The 14,275-nt window shown below is 65.4% G+C and carries 13 protein-coding genes; 7 read left to right on the forward strand and 6 right to left on the reverse strand.

What is annotated here, in order from left to right; all coding sequences use genetic code 11:
• Positions 1-156: 156 nt before the first annotated feature.
• Positions 157-462, reverse strand: a complete 306-nt coding sequence (locus K408_RS0100630) for a DUF1244 domain-containing protein (protein ID WP_024337644.1) — start codon at positions 460-462, stop codon at positions 157-159.
• A gap of 167 nt (positions 463-629) precedes the next feature.
• Here K408_RS0100630 and K408_RS0100635 point away from each other — a divergent pair, with 167 nt between their 5' ends.
• Together K408_RS0100635 and pyk are read left to right on the forward strand one after the other, a co-directional pair.
• Positions 630-1,220: a DUF1036 domain-containing protein gene (locus K408_RS0100635; protein WP_024337643.1), complete on the forward strand. Its 591-nt coding sequence runs from the start codon at positions 630-632 to the stop codon at positions 1,218-1,220.
• Positions 1,217-2,653, forward strand: a complete 1,437-nt coding sequence (gene pyk, locus K408_RS0100640) for a pyruvate kinase (protein WP_024337642.1) — start codon at positions 1,217-1,219, stop codon at positions 2,651-2,653. The genes K408_RS0100635 and pyk overlap by 4 nt, the downstream gene beginning before the upstream one ends.
• A 150-nt stretch (positions 2,654-2,803) precedes the next feature.
• On the opposite strand, the gene K408_RS0100645 is transcribed toward pyk, so the two are convergent.
• Complete coding sequence (locus K408_RS0100645) at positions 2,804-3,484, reverse strand: TetR/AcrR family transcriptional regulator (RefSeq protein WP_024337641.1); 681 nt, start codon at positions 3,482-3,484, stop codon at positions 2,804-2,806.
• A 293-nt stretch (positions 3,485-3,777) separates the two neighbouring features.
• Here K408_RS0100645 and K408_RS0100650 point away from each other — a divergent pair, with 293 nt between their 5' ends.
• Positions 3,778-4,740: a phosphatase PAP2 family protein gene (locus K408_RS0100650; RefSeq protein WP_028145763.1), complete on the forward strand. Its 963-nt coding sequence runs from the start codon at positions 3,778-3,780 to the stop codon at positions 4,738-4,740.
• Positions 4,741-4,806: 66 nt separating this feature from the next.
• Here K408_RS0100650 and K408_RS0100655 read toward each other — a convergent pair whose 3' ends face one another.
• Entirely contained in the window at positions 4,807-4,971 is a 165-nt protein-coding gene (locus K408_RS0100655; protein ID WP_028145764.1) for a Flp family type IVb pilin, read from the reverse strand.
• A gap of 409 nt (positions 4,972-5,380) precedes the next feature.
• Between K408_RS0100655 and K408_RS0100660 the strand changes: the two genes are divergently transcribed.
• From K408_RS0100660 to K408_RS0100675, 4 genes are all read left to right on the forward strand, one after another.
• The gene (locus K408_RS0100660; protein WP_024337640.1) at positions 5,381-6,871 is read left to right on the forward strand and encodes a hypothetical protein; all 1,491 of its coding nucleotides are present in this window, start codon (positions 5,381-5,383) and stop codon (positions 6,869-6,871) included.
• Between the two features lie 66 nt (positions 6,872-6,937).
• Positions 6,938-8,500, forward strand: a complete 1,563-nt coding sequence (locus tag K408_RS0100665) for a hypothetical protein (protein WP_024337639.1) — start codon at positions 6,938-6,940, stop codon at positions 8,498-8,500.
• Positions 8,501-8,687: 187 nt separating this feature from the next.
• Entirely contained in the window at positions 8,688-9,683 is a 996-nt protein-coding gene (locus tag K408_RS0100670) for a glycosyltransferase family 2 protein (protein ID WP_024337638.1), read from the forward strand.
• Positions 9,684-9,691: 8 nt separating this feature from the next.
• Complete coding sequence (locus tag K408_RS0100675) at positions 9,692-10,375, forward strand: class I SAM-dependent methyltransferase (protein WP_024337637.1); 684 nt, start codon at positions 9,692-9,694, stop codon at positions 10,373-10,375.
• Between the two features lies 1 nt (position 10,376).
• Here the strand turns inward: K408_RS0100675 and K408_RS0100680 are convergent, their stop codons facing one another.
• The 3 genes from K408_RS0100680 to K408_RS0100690 form a co-directional block, all read right to left on the reverse strand.
• A complete protein-coding gene (locus K408_RS0100680; protein WP_024337636.1) occupies positions 10,377-11,822 on the reverse strand; it encodes a hypothetical protein in 1,446 nt (481 codons plus the stop codon).
• 130 nt (positions 11,823-11,952) lie between these two features.
• Positions 11,953-13,185: an APC family permease gene (locus K408_RS0100685; RefSeq protein WP_028145766.1), complete on the reverse strand. Its 1,233-nt coding sequence runs from the start codon at positions 13,183-13,185 to the stop codon at positions 11,953-11,955.
• 9 nt (positions 13,186-13,194) lie between these two features.
• Positions 13,195-14,034, reverse strand: coding sequence for a universal stress protein (locus K408_RS0100690; RefSeq protein ID WP_024337634.1), 840 nt, complete (start codon positions 14,032-14,034; stop codon positions 13,195-13,197).
• Positions 14,035-14,275: the final 241 nt, after the last annotated feature.

The raw sequence follows: 14,275 nt of genomic DNA on the forward strand, positions 1-14,275 counted from the left end.
CGGCATCCCTCACCGCGCGTGCTGGCAGAACCCTTAGGGTTGGCGCCGCCAGCGTTCAAGGCGGCATCGCGCTCGTCCACAGCGCGCCCACACATTCCTGCGGCGGGCGCAAGAAAGCTGTTGTGTGGTGCGACTCAGCAGGCCGCCAGCGCCCCCTCAATGGCCGTGGGGATGGACCTTCTTCATCGCCTCAAGCTGCTCGGGCGTGGCCGCGCCCTGATATTTCGATTTCCAGGTCTCGTAGGGCATGCCGTAGACTGCCTCGCGGCTCTCGTCCTTGCTCAGGGCGACGCCCTGGGCGTCGGCGGCGTCCTTGAGCCAGTTGGACAGGCAGTTGCGGCAGAAACCCGCCAGGTTCATCAGATCGATGTTCTGGACGTCGGTCCGCGCCTGCAAATGATCGACCAGGCGCCGGAAAGCGGCGGCCTCGAGCTCCGTTCTGGTTTTGTCGTCGATTGGCATGGCTGAATTCCTCAAGGCTCGTCCCGATGGTGGTCACCCTTACGGGATCAGGTGGGTGCTGTCACAGATTTTGCCATATCGCGGCGCAAAGGGGCAAAAGCCCGGCTACCGAGCGCCGTCCCGGCCCAACGCCAAATCGTCAATGATCTGGTATAGCTTCCGCGACAATGATTGCCGAATCTCTCCGCTCCCCGCTTCGCCTGCTTGCCCGGTCGGTCCCGGTGCTGGCGGTCGCCTTGCTGTGCCTTAGCGCCAGTCCCGCCTCCGCCGATTTCCGTCTCTGCAACAACACCTCAAGCCGGGTCGGCATTGCGCTCGGCTACAAGGACGCCGAGGGCTGGACCACGGAAGGCTGGTGGAACATCTCCTCGCGTTCCTGTGAGACGCTGCTGCGGGGCACACTCGTCGCGCGTTACTACTACATCTATGCCATCGACTACGACCGCGGCGGCGAATGGTCGGGTCAGGCCTACATGTGCTCGCGGGACAAGGAGTTCACCATCCGCGGCACCGAGGATTGCCTCGCGCGCGGCTATGACCGCACCGGCTATTTCGAGGTCGACACCGGCGAGCAGCGCGCCTGGACGGTGCAGCTGACCGACGCCAACGAGCAGCCGGCACAACAACGTGTACCTGGCTTGCCCGGGCCGGTTGGACCTGGTGGCGGCGTTCCGGGTTTGCCCAATGGTCCGTCCGGTGGTACGCCCCCCGCCGCGCTCCCGCCCGCGCCCTCGCCCCCGTCTGGAAACAAGCCATGAGGCGTCTCCGCCGTATCAAGATTCTCGCAACCCTGGGGCCGGCCTCCTCAGACCTCGCGATGATCCGCCGCCTGTTCGAGGCCGGCGCCGACCTGTTCCGCATCAACATGAGCCACACCTCGCACGACAAGATGCGGGAGCTGGTGGCGACGATCCGCAACGTCGAGAGCAGCTATGGCCGGCCGATCGGCATCCTGGTCGACCTTCAGGGTCCCAAGCTCCGGCTCGGCGCTTTCGCCGAGGGCGCGGTGCAGCTCCAGAACGGCCAGACCTTCACGCTCGATTCCGACAAGACGCCGGGCGATGCCACGCGCGTCCATCTCCCTCATCCGGAAATCCTGGCCGCGCTGCGGCCAGGCCATGCTCTGCTGCTCGACGATGGCAAGGTGCGGCTGATCGCGGAGGAGACCTCGAAGGAGCACGCGGTGACGCGGGTCGTGGTCGGCGGCAGGATGAGCGATCGCAAGGGCGTCAGCCTGCCCGACACGGACCTGCCGGTCTCGGCGATGACGCCGAAGGACCGTGCCGACCTCGAAGCCGCGCTCGTCACCGGCGTCGACTGGATCGCGCTATCGTTCGTCCAGCGCGCCGACGACGTGCTCGAAGCCAAGAAGATGATCCGCGGCCGCGCCGCGGTGATGGCCAAGATCGAGAAGCCGCAGGCGATCGATCGCCTCGCCGACATCATCGAGGCCTCCGACGCGCTGATGGTGGCGCGCGGCGACCTCGGCGTCGAGCTGCCGCTGGAGCGCGTGCCGAGCCTGCAGAAGCAGATGACGCGGATGGCGCGCCGCGCCGGCAAGCCCGTGGTGGTCGCGACCCAGATGCTGGAATCCATGATCCAGTCTCCGGTGCCGACCCGCGCCGAGGTCTCCGACGTCGCCACCGCCGTCTATGAGGGCGCCGACGCCATCATGCTGTCGGCGGAATCGGCGGCCGGCAAATTCCCGGTCGAGGCGGTCTCGACCATGAACCGCATCGGCGAGGAGGTCGAGCGCGACCCCACCTACCGGTCGGTGATCACAGCCCAGCGCCCGGCGCCGGAATCCACCGCAGGCGACGCCATCGCCGATGCCGCGCGGCAGATCGCCGAGACGCTCGATTTGCCGGCCTTGATCTGCTGGACCTCGTCGGGCTCGACCGCCGTGCGCGTGGCGCGCGAACGGCCGAAGCCGCCGATCGTGGCGATCACCCCGAACATCACCGCCGGCCGCAGGCTGGCCGTCGTCTGGGGCGTGCATTGCGTCGTCGCCGAAGATGCCCGCGACCAGGACGACATGGTCGGCCGCGCCGGCCAGATCGCGTTCCGCGACGGCTTCGTCCGCGCCGGTCAGCGCGTCATCATCGTCGCCGGCGTGCCGCTCGGCATCCCCGGCACCACCAACATGGTACGCATCGCCTCGGTCGGCCCCGAGGGCGATGCAAACATGTAGGCCCGCCCGCGCGGCCAAAGCAAAAAGTCGAAAACAACCCCATGCACAGTAGCCGGCCGGAGCCGGCGGACTTGCTCGGATGTCACGAAAAGGCCCGCGTCGGCAATGACGTCGGCGCGATCAGCGCGCCACCTCGCCGCTGAGGCGGTCTTACGCTCCAACCAAAGCCTTGGTCGTCGGCAGCAGCGTCTGCTGCACCACCAAGCCGCGGGCACGGGCATCCATGACGCCGACCGCGCGCAACGCCAGCAGAGTCACCGTCTGCACCGCATCGCGCATCTTGACGGGATCATCGAGATTGTCGGGCGCGAGAGGGCCGACGAGAGCCTCATGCAGCGCGCCGAGCAAGGCGGTGGCGGCGAGCGCGGTGTCCTGGGCCGGCAAATGGCCGGCACGCACGGCCGCGTCGATCCGGCCAGCGATTTCGCCGGCGATCTCGCGCCGGCTGGCCAGCCTGGAGGCGCTGACATCGACATCGACGGGCTCGGCCAGGATGCCCCAGGCGAGCCGGCGCTGCGACAGCGTATGGACCGCCACGGTCGTGACGGCGGCCGCCAGCGCCGAGGACGGGCCCGGCGCGGCATCGGCCGCCCGCCGGATCGCCGCGAGCTCGTCGCGGGACACCTCGGCAATGAGCTCGGAGATCAGGTCCGCCTTGGAAGGGAAATAGCGGTAGACCGTGCCGGCCGCGACATTGGCCCGGACCGCGACGGGTGCGATCTGCACCGCCGCCATCCCGCCTTCCGCCGCCGCCTCCCGCGCCGCCGCCAGAATCGCGCTGCGCCGTGCCGCAAGGCGCTTCACCACTTGATGCGTCCGCCGATAAACCATGGCGCGCTTCCTGTCCCACACGCCGGCCGCACGCCCTGCGGCCGAACGCTTCTCACGTCGAAAGATGCAAATCGCCCCGCAAGGACTGAACAACTATTCAGGCGGGATGACAAGATGCAAATGCGTGAAGCGTCATGGGGCGGATTGGGGCGCCAAGCCGTAACAGGCCGCGCGTTCCAGACACCTAAAAGGAACGCTCTGTGGTTGTATAATCGATAACCACACCTCTTACCGCGATCTTAACACGGGTCCGTAACTGTACGGAGGCAATGCAATTCCACGCGCTTACACCCATGCTCGACACGGACGCCCGGACCGCCTGGCAGCTTTTTCACCTCAATTGGCTTCCGATCCTCGGCATGGGAATCCTGCTCGCGCTCGGCCTTCGCGCCACAGGACTGAGGCTCGAGCCGGTCGCCTACGGCGTCGCCGTGGCGATCGCCACGCTGCTGCTTGTGCTCGCCTATGGCTACCGAATCGCGAAAGGCGAGCTTGCGGATCCGAAGCTGGTGTTTTCGCTTGGCACCATCGGACAGGTCATTCTCACCTGCGCAATCGTCGGGCCGCTGAGCTACGTCGCGGGCAAGCTGAACTGGCCGCTCGAGGATCAAGCATTGCTGGCGATCGACCGCACGTTGGGGCTCGATCCGGAACCGATCGCACGCTACGTCAACAACCATCCATGGCTCGCGAGAACCCTCGCGAGCAGCTACGGACTGATCAAGTTTCCGCTGCTCGGCGTTCCCATCGTGCTGGCACTGACGGCGCGGTATGTGCGGCTGCAATTGTTCCTGCTCGCGATGAGCCTCGCGCTCGCAGTCACGATCGCGATCTCCGCGATCGTGCCGGCGATCGGCACCTATTACGCACTGCAGCTGCCGGCCGCCCATCTGCCGGAGATCAACACCACGGTCTACGCCGGACAGCTGCGGGACATCCTCGCGCTTAGGGACGGCGGCCTGCGTGAACTCCGGCTGTTCTCTCTGTCAGGCATCGTTTCGTTTCCGAGCTTTCATGCCGCATCGGCCGTGCTCTACATGTGGGCATTGTGGCCGGTACGCGGCATCGGCGGCATCGCAGCCGCGCTCAGCCTGCTGATGATCGCAGCGACCCCGGTGATGGGCGCACACTACATCGTCGACGTCCTCGCCGGCATCGCGCTCGCTATGGCCTCGATCTGGGCCGCGAAGCTTTATCTCGGCCGGAGCCGTGCGGTGCGCGGGTCTGCCACGCCGGCTTCGTCAGCAGCGTGCTGACGTCGCCCCAAAAGCAAAGAGCCCCGCCGAGGACGGGGCTCTCGAAACTGTCAGATCGTGCCGGCCTTACTTCAGGCTGGTCGAGATCGAGGTGAACTTGGTGTTCAGCGTGGTGCCGAGGTTGTTCACGACGGTGATGATCGCCAGCGCGATGCCAGCGGCGATCAGGCCGTATTCGATGGCGGTGGCGCCGGATTCATCCTTCAAGAAACGCGCAACGAGGTTCTTCATAGAGTGCTCCAAATGAGTACACGAGGCTACAACTGATCTGGTCTTTTCGGCTTCCCAGCGCCGCCCGACCATGGAACCGGAACGTAGAGACAAAGAATTTCGCCGCAGTTAATTCGACTGCGTAAACACCGGGCGGTTTGCGAGTATTCGCCCATGGTAAATCGAATTCCAAAACAATCCGTTAAATTGTCGGCAACATGAAACCGGCTGTGGCTGCCGGTTTACCCGAAGTTATGACCGCCCGTGATCCAATGCCGCCCGCAGGGGCCGGCGCGCGATGAGATGAATCATTCATCGCGCATCAGGTGATTGCCTGGGCATGATCTTCTCGGAGGACCGCATGTGCTGACGCGGTCGTCCGGGTCCGGATCATGCTCGATCGCGAACAGCAACAGGACGACGAGCCGGCATGTCTTTATCCCTTGCCAACAGCATCGCGGTGCAGGACCGCGCGCGGGCCCTCGTGCCATTGTGCGCCGGCGCCGGCGCCTACCTGTTTTTCCTTTTCCTCGGCGACACGCTGCTAAGTGACTCCGACTCGTTCTGGCAGATCAAGATTGGGCAATGGATCCTCGACCACGGCGCCATGCCCACCAACGACTTCTATTCGTTCACGCGAGCGGGCGCGCCCTGGATCTCGACGTCCTGGCTGTCGCAGGTCGCATTCGCCTTCTCCCATGCGCAATGGGGCTGGGCCGGCCCCGTCATTCTGACGGCCGTCGCCTTCGCGCTCGCAATCGCGATCTTCGTCTATCTGCTCGACGTGCAGATCGAGGCGCCGCGCGCGGTGCTGTTCGCGATGCTTGCAGTGCTGCTGTCGCTGCATCACGTGCTGGCGCGTCCGCATATTCTCGCGCTGCCGGTCATGGTGGCGTGGGTCGGGCTGCTGATGGCGACCGCCGACCGCAGGGGCGCCCCCTCCTGGCATCTGCTGCCGTTGATGGCACTGTGGGCGAACCTCCACGGCGGCTTCGTGCTGGGCCTTGCGCTGATCGGCCCGATCTCGCTGGAGGCGGTCGAGCATGCCGAGAAGGGACGGCGGCTTGCCCTGTTCATGCGCTGGGTGCTGTTCGGAATCGCCGCGCTGATCGCGAGTTGCTTCACGCCGTACGGCTGGCGAACGTTGCAGGGTGCGACCAACATCCTCAGCCTCGGCGAGCTGCTGTCGCTGATCTTCGAATGGATGCCGGCGAACTTCGCCACGTTCACCCCGTTCGAGGGCGCCCTGCTCGCCCTGATCGCATTCGGCTATTATCGCGGCCTGGTGCTGTCGGCCCCCCGGATCTTCCTGATCCTGTTCCTGACCTGGAGCGCGCTGACCCATGTCAGAAGCATCGAAGCCTTTGCGTTCCTGATACCGCTGGTGCTGGCAAAGCCGCTCGGCGCGATGTTTCCGCGCGCGGTCCCCGAGGCGGTCGGCGCCGACCGCTGGCCGGCTCACTACGTCACCGCGCTCGGCGCGCTGATGATCGTGGCGGCAAGCTGGACCTCGACGTCGCTCTACATGGGACACCACCGCTTCACCTTCACGATGACGCAGACGCCGGTTGCGGCAGTCGACCTGCTCGAGCAACGCAAGGCACAGCGCATCTTCAACGCCTACCAGTTCGGCGGCTATCTGATCTCGCGCAATATTCCCGTTTTCGTCGACGGCCGCGCCGAGCTCTATGGCGAGAAGTTCGTGATGGACTTCTTCAAGGCCACCGAGGGCAAGAAGCCCGAGCTGCTGCCGCGCCTGCTGGACGAATACAAGATCGACGCGACGCTCCTGGTCGCGGACGCGCCGGGGCCGCAGATCCTCGACCAGCTCAAGGGCTGGAAGCGGATCTATGCGGACGACATCGCCGTGGTCCATGTGCGCGACACCGCAGACAGCGCGACCGCGGCGCCTTCGAAGTGAAGACCTGTTTCAAGGGCGGCAGCGGCAGACGGCGCCCGCCACGCTGCGCCTAGACCTCAGCATCAGATGGGTCCTTCCAGCAAGCCGACACCGACAATTCCGGTTCGTCCCGCCTCGGACGGCTCGGTGACCGTCGCCGTTTTCGTGATGCTGGCGGCGGTCTCGTTTGCTCCGGTGCTGCTGACGCCCATACCGGCGATGGTCGACTATCCCAATCACCTCGCGCGCATGTATATTCTCAGCCAGAACGGCACCCCCGATGCCAACCCGCATTACGAGGTGGCCTGGGCCCTCTATCCCAACCTTGGCATGGATCTGCTGGTGCCGCAGCTGGCACGGCTGACGAGCGTCGAGAATGCCACGCGGCTGTTTCTGCTGCTGAGCCAGTTGCTGATCGTGGCCGGCGCGCTTCTGCTCGAATGGGTCCGGAAGGGGCGTGTCCATCTCGCCGGCTTCGCTGCGCTTGCTTTCCTCTATTGTCTGCCGTTCAGCTGGGGCTTCGTGAACTTCGAGTTCGGGCTGGGCCTCGCGCTCTGGGGCATCGCCGTCTATCTGATGCTCGCCGACGGGCCTTGGCCGCTGCGCTTCCTCGCCAACCTGGTCTTTGTCGCCGCGCTGTACGTGGCGCACTTCTTTTCGCTCGGCATCTACGGCGCGACGCTCGGCCTTTTCGAACTGTCGCGTATCCGCCAGGAGCGGGTAGCGTATCCGGTCGCGGCCGCGCGGCTTGGCGCGTTGGCTCTCCCGGCGCTTGCGCTCTTGGCGATCATGCACCTCACCGCAGGCACGATCGGAAGCGAAGGCACGAGCTGGTTCCTCCAATTCAAGCCGGTCTGGCCGCTCCGCATCATGAACGGCTACAATCTGACGATCGCGGCAGCGACCGGACTGGCGCTGATGATCTCGTTGCTCTTTGCCGCAAGGCGCGGTGTCCTCAGGCTCGAGCCCGCCGGGATCTGGCTCGCGATCGGTCTTGCGCTCCTCTACCTGATCATTCCCTCGAAGCTGTTCGGGACCTCGTTCGTCGATCTTCGCGTGATTCCCGCTGCGGCTTTGATCCTGCCGGCCTTCTGTTCGCTGTCGCTGCCGAGCCGGGCCTGGAGAATGGCTGCGCTCGCTGCCATCAGCGGCATCACGCTGCTCAATCTCGCCGTCGTCCTCGCGGTCTGGCTGCCTTACCGCGCCGACTATGCGGCGATCATCGCCTCGTTCCAGAAGATCGATCGCGGCTCCCGCGTTCTCGTCGGCAGCACCGTCGACAACGGCGATCCGCCCTTCGCCGACCTCACCACGTATCCGATGTATTATGCGCCGACGCTGGCCGTGCACTATGCCAACGCGTTCGTGCCCAACCTGTTCACCGAGACGGGAAAGCAACCGGTACGGCCTGGCGAGGCCGTGCGAAGTATCGCCATTCCCTACGGCGGTCCGGTGCCGTCGGGCCTGCTAGCCGCGATCGCGACGGGCGAGTCGCCGGCGGACGCCCCGCAATATGTCCGCACCTGGTACCGGGATTTCGACTATCTTTACGTGCTGGGCTCACCGGCCGCAAATCCGCTCCCGGATCTGCTGGAGGCGTTGGAGACTTCGCACCGATTCGTCCTCTACAGGATTCGCCACAAGTCCTAGACCGACGCCGCGGCTGCTCAAGCGTGGTTAACCGCACTTCACCATCCCCGGCCCCCTCCCGCTCTGAAGCGACTCTCGCGGTCCCGCCAGCAATGCAGCGACCCTAGACCCTTCACGGTCGCCGCAAGGCGACCTTAACCAGCGGGTCATAGACTTCCGCCCCTGCAACCCAGTCGGAATCCTTCGCATGGCGGCCAGTTCCAGATCGATCCGCTACAGCCTCGTCATCCCTGTGTTCAACGAGGAAGCCGTGCTGCCGATCCTGCTGCGCCGGCTCGACCTGGTCATGTCCCGGCTCGACGGGCCGGCAGAAGCGATCTTCGTCGACGACGGCAGCAGGGATTCCAGTTCGATCGTGCTGCGCGCGCTCGCGGCGCGCGACCCGCGCTATCGCTACATCGGCCTCTCGCGAAACTTCGGCCATCAGATCGCGATCACCGCCGGCATGGACGCCGCGCAAGGGGACGCGGTCATCGTCATGGACGCCGATCTGCAGGATCCGCCCGAGGTGATCGAGGAATTGATCGCGAAGTGGAAGGAGGGCAACGACATCGTCCATGCCCGCCGCCTCTCCCGCGAGGGCGAAAGTCCTTTCAAACGCGCGACCGCTCATCTGTTCTACCGGCTGCTCGGCAGGATGTCCTCCGTCGGCATCCCCGCCGATGTCGGCGACTTCCGCCTGATCGATCGCAAGGTGCTCGACGCCCTCAAGCAGATGCCGGAGCAGGACCGTTTCGTGCGCGGCATGATCGCCTGGCTCGGCTTCCGGCAGGCCGAGGTCGCCTTCCATCGCCTCGAGCGGGCTGCGGGCGAAACCAAATACCCGCTGTTCAAGATGGTCCGCCTGGCGGTGAACGCCGCGCTCGGCTTTTCCGACCTGCCGTTGCGGCTCGCGATCTGGTGCGGATTGACGGTCTCCGGACTCGCGCTGCTCTACGGCGGCTGGGTGGTCCTGTTGTGGCTCGGCAAGGACAGCCACCTCGTGACCGGCTGGTCCTCGACGATCGTCGTCGTGTCGTTGCTGTGCGGCATCAACATGCTGATGACGGGCATCGTGGGACTCTATGTCGGCCGCATCCATGCCGAGGTGAAACGCCGCCCGCTCTATGTGGTGCAGGCTCGAATCGGCTTCGATCGCGACGAGACGGCGGCCAGGCCTGCAATCCACGCCGTCAACGAGTGACCGAGCGCATGACCGAACTCTTCGACGGCTATCACGACAATTACCGCGATGTAGTCCAAGCCTCGATCGACTTCTCGGGCCTGCCGCATGACTTCTTCATGCGCGCAAAGGCCGATCTGCTGCGCGATCTGATCGCGCGGCGGCTGGATACTGAACGGCCCGACATGCTGGACGTTGGCTGCGGCGTCGGCAGTCTTCACCCGCTGCTGCACGGCATGGTCGGGCGCTTGACTGGCATCGACGTTTCGTCGGCCAGCCTGACGCAGGCGCGCGCTCACAACCGCGAGGTCGACTACCAGGAATTTGACGGCCGCATTTTTCCGTTTGCCGACGCCAGCTTCGATCTCGTCACGGCCATCTGCGTGATGCACCATATCGTGCCGACCGAATGGGCCCAGTTCATCGCCGAGATGCGCCGGGTGACCCGCCCCGGCGGGCTCGTCTGCGTGATCGAGCACAATCCGTACAATCCGCTGACGCGCCTGGCCGTGGCGCGCTGTGAGTTCGATCGCGACGCCGTCCTGCTCGGTGCCGGCACGACCCGGAAGTTGATGGCAGCGGGCGGCCTGCGCGAGATCGGCGCGCGACATTTCCTGCTGCTCCCCTGGGCCACTAAGCCGGCGCGGCACCTCGAGACGGCCCTGAGCGGCGTGTGGCTCGGCGGCCAATACGCCGCCTTCGGGACCGCTTGAGCTATCTTTGCGGCGTATCTCGCCGCTTGTGCACAACCGCTACATCATCGCGGTAGACGCGCTGCCACTGCGGCAGCCGGTCGAGCATTGCGACGGCCGGTGTGCTCGGGGCCAGCAGCGTCGCACCGATCCTGTACTCGTCGAGCAGCTTGAGAAAGTCTCCAAGGTCGATCAGCGCCAGCGCACGGTTGTAGCGCTCGATGAACGGCCCCCCGTACAATTCGCCGCGCCCATCGATGAAGGAGGGAATGCCGGCGAAGATCAAGTAGCCGCCGAAAGCATAGTCGTTGAGCACAGGCCCCGACTTGGCGAGGTTGGCCTGGGCGACGGCGGCGTGAGGGGTGATGGAGGGATTCGGCGCGACGTCGCGCGCCAAGGCCACCCCGCTCATTGCGGCCAACAGACCGAGCCCTGCCAGCTTCAGGCCACGCGAGGAGACCGCCGCATCGTCCGCGGCCGGTCCGCCGAACATCCGGCCAAGCGGGGCCGCCAGATAGAGCGGTGCCAGCATGGCAAGCAGATCCGCATTGCGGATTTGCGCCAGCGCGAAATGGAGCAAGCCGATCACCACCAGGGACCGCACGACCGGCAGAGTGACGCCGCGCGAGAGCGCAAAGATGCCGGCCAGCAGCAGCAATTCGAAGCCGCCGACGCGACTGAAATCCTGCGGCCGCCATTCCCCGATCCAGGCGAGCGCGGAACCGAGGCCAAGCGTCGTCAGCGGCATCAGCAGTGGTTCCGGTCCGTGCGGCGTCAGGCAGGACGCCGCCAGGGCAAGTGCCGAGAATGGCAGCCAACGCAGGATCGTTTGCCGCCATCCGCTACGTCCCTCACGCAGCAGCGCCTCGAGTACCGCAGGCCCGATCAGCCCAAGCGCCAGAACCACGCTGCCGTGCAGATTGGCCCATAGCACCAGCAGCGGCAGCGCCCAGTATGGCGGTGGTCCGCCGCGATCCATGCAGCGCACCAGCGCGGCCGCCCAGGTCACCATCAACGGCAGCACGAGAACATGTGGCCGCGCCAGCATGTGCGGCGCCAGCAGGACGACGGCCGCCGTTACCATGAGCAGCGTCAGGGCTGGCGAAAGTTCGCGCAGCAGGAAAAACGTGAGAAGGCCGAAGGCGAGCGCGATCGAAGCTGCGGCGATGGCGACGACGCCCGGCCAGCCGGACAGCGCGTAGACCCCGGCATAGACGACCTCGGAAAGCCATTCGAACGTGATCCAGGGTGCGCCATGCTTTGAAAACGAGAACGGATCGCTCGTCGGCAGGGTGCCATGTGCGATGATCCAGCGTCCGACCTCGATGTGAGAATAGCTGTCGGGATCACCGAGCAGCCGCGGCCCGGCGACCAGCAGCACAGCATAGACGGCGAGCGCCACTGCCCAAGGGAGCGCTGCACGTGCCGAAAACGGTTGAACCGCGCTGTGGACGACCTGATCAGTCATGGCGGGCCAAAGTAGGCCTCAAGCGTTAAGTTCTTCTTTAGTGTTTCACCCATCGCTTCAACGCGCGTGTGGAAGCGAGAGGACCGCCATCGCGGCGCCTGGCTCGTCCGCCGAAACGCGAAGGCGCGCACTATCCGAGGAGGTCGATCAGGAGCAAGGCGGCGCTTGTGAGCAGTCCTGCAATGGGCACCCAGATGGGCACGACGAACACGCCGGCAGGAGGTTCGGATTCTCTCGTCTTGATGCGAAGAAGCGCCAGGTTGACCAGGACGAAGGCCCCGAGCGTCAGGCGTGAGGTCCATTCGGCCAATCCGGTCAAGGGAATGCCAAGGGCGAGGATCAGGATGGCGCCCACGCCGAAGAGGGTTGCAACCACCGGCGCGCCGCTTCTCGCGTTCACCCTCGCGAGAAAGGCCGGAAGGCTGCCTTGGTCCGCAAGCCCGTACAGCACACGTCCGATCATCAGCATGTGAACGATGATTCCGTTGACCGTCGCAACGATCGCGATGACGCTCAACACCGAGAGGGGAAGACCGGTCAACCGCTGAAAGACCAGTGCAAGCGGAGCCGAGGAGTGCGCGAGCTCGGCCGGGGGCACCGCGACCACCGCAACCCAGACGACAGTCATGTAGAGGAACGCCGTCACGCCGAGGGTGATGAAGAGCGCCCATGGCAGGGTACGGGACGGATTCTTCATTTCCTCGGAGATGTTCACGAGGTGCTCGAACCCGATGAATGCGAACACGGCGAGCAGCGACGTCTGTGCGATCCCGGTCCACGCCGCCTTGTCGCTCAGGGGAGCCAACAGTTCGGGGAGCCGGGAGACCAGGGCGTCGCCCTGAAACAGCCCGGCCCCGACAATGAGGACCAATCCCCCGATCTCCACGACCGTCATCAAGCCGGCGAAGCCGATGGACTGAACCGCGGACAGGCAGGCGACCGCTCCCATCGCAAGCACGACGCCGGCGATGATCCAGGTGGCGGGCAGCGGCAGGAACACGCCGATGTAGCCGGCGCTCCCCACGGTGATGGTCGCGCCGGAAATCGTCGCTGCGGCCACCACGAGCAGCCCTGTGGCACCGCTGAGCCATTTTCGATGAAACGCGGCCTGGACGTAGGCGGCCTCGCTCGCCGCAACCGGCCATCGCGTGCCCAGTTCGGCAAAGCTCCCGGCCGTCACGCCCATCACGACCGCGGCAGCGAGGAACGCCAGGGGCGCATGCATCCCGCTTCGCGCAGCGGCCGCTCCCACCAGGACGTAGATTCCGGCGCCGATCGTCACGCCGAGCCCGTACAGCACGGCGTGCGTCAGCGTGAGCGACCTGATCAGCCTGGTGGACCCGAGCGACGCGGCCTCCTGCATGACCAAGCGTCAATGCGAGAACAGAATCGGGACCGGCGGCTTGGACAGCAGCCCCCTGGTCGCGCCGCCAAGCACGAATTCCCGCCACCTCGGCGTTCCGTACGCGCCCATCACGAGGACGTCGATGCCATGGGAGAACACGTAAGATGTCAGGACCTCGTCGATCGCCTTGCCCGCGGCGTCGATCTCGTCGCACACGACCTCGATGCCGTGACGAGCGAGGTTCTTCGCCAGCTCTTCGCCGGAATGCTTGGAATCCAGGGCCTTTTCGTTCGTGACCGTCACGACCCGCACGCTTCCTGCGCTTTCGAGCAAAGGAAGCGCATCGGAAACCGCTCGCGCAGCGGTGCGGCTGAAGTCCCAGGCCACGCAAACAGCATCGAGCTGGAATGGACGCGATCGGGGAGCGGCGGGCAGGATCAGCGTCGGCCTGCCGGATTCGAAGATCACCTCTTCTGCGTACCATCGATCATGGGAGTCCGGCACCGCCATGATCGTGAGATCGCGAAGCCTTGCATAGTCTGCCAGCAGCGCGGCCTCGGTGGCGGTTGCACATTGCTCGAAGATGGTCTCGTGCCGGACGCCGGATTTCGCGGCCGAGGCTTCGAACGCCGCAAGCAGCGCCTTCGCATTCTCGCGGCTCTTGGCGGCCTCGCGCGCAACGAGTGCGGGTATGTCCAGGATGGCATCCCCGAGCAAGCTTGCGCGCACTTCCGCATGGACTTCGCACGAAATGGCCGCGATGTGCGCGTCCAGGACGGCGGCGACCGAAACGGCATCGTCGATCACCGAAACCGGCGTCGGTTCCGGATAGCTCGCCAGGGTCAACAGAATATCCTTGAAAGCCATGTATCCCTCCTTTGACAAGTCGAAGCCTAACGCCGTGGAGGTGCTCTTTCTTGATCGACCGCAACCGATTCAGCCGCAATGGCTGTGGCAAAACGGCCTAGGCCCGAACGGCGACGGCCGGAACAGAAGCGCTCTGCTTCGGCGGTGCTCGCATTGCCGGAAGCAGCCATCCCGATGCCGGCGCAAACGCGCGCTCGCATAACAAAAAACGCGGCGTTCCCGCCGCGTTTTTCAATTCGGT

This window comes from Bradyrhizobium sp. in8p8 (genome assembly GCF_000426845.1).
GTDB lineage: Bacteria > Pseudomonadota > Alphaproteobacteria > Rhizobiales > Xanthobacteraceae > Bradyrhizobium > Bradyrhizobium japonicum_C.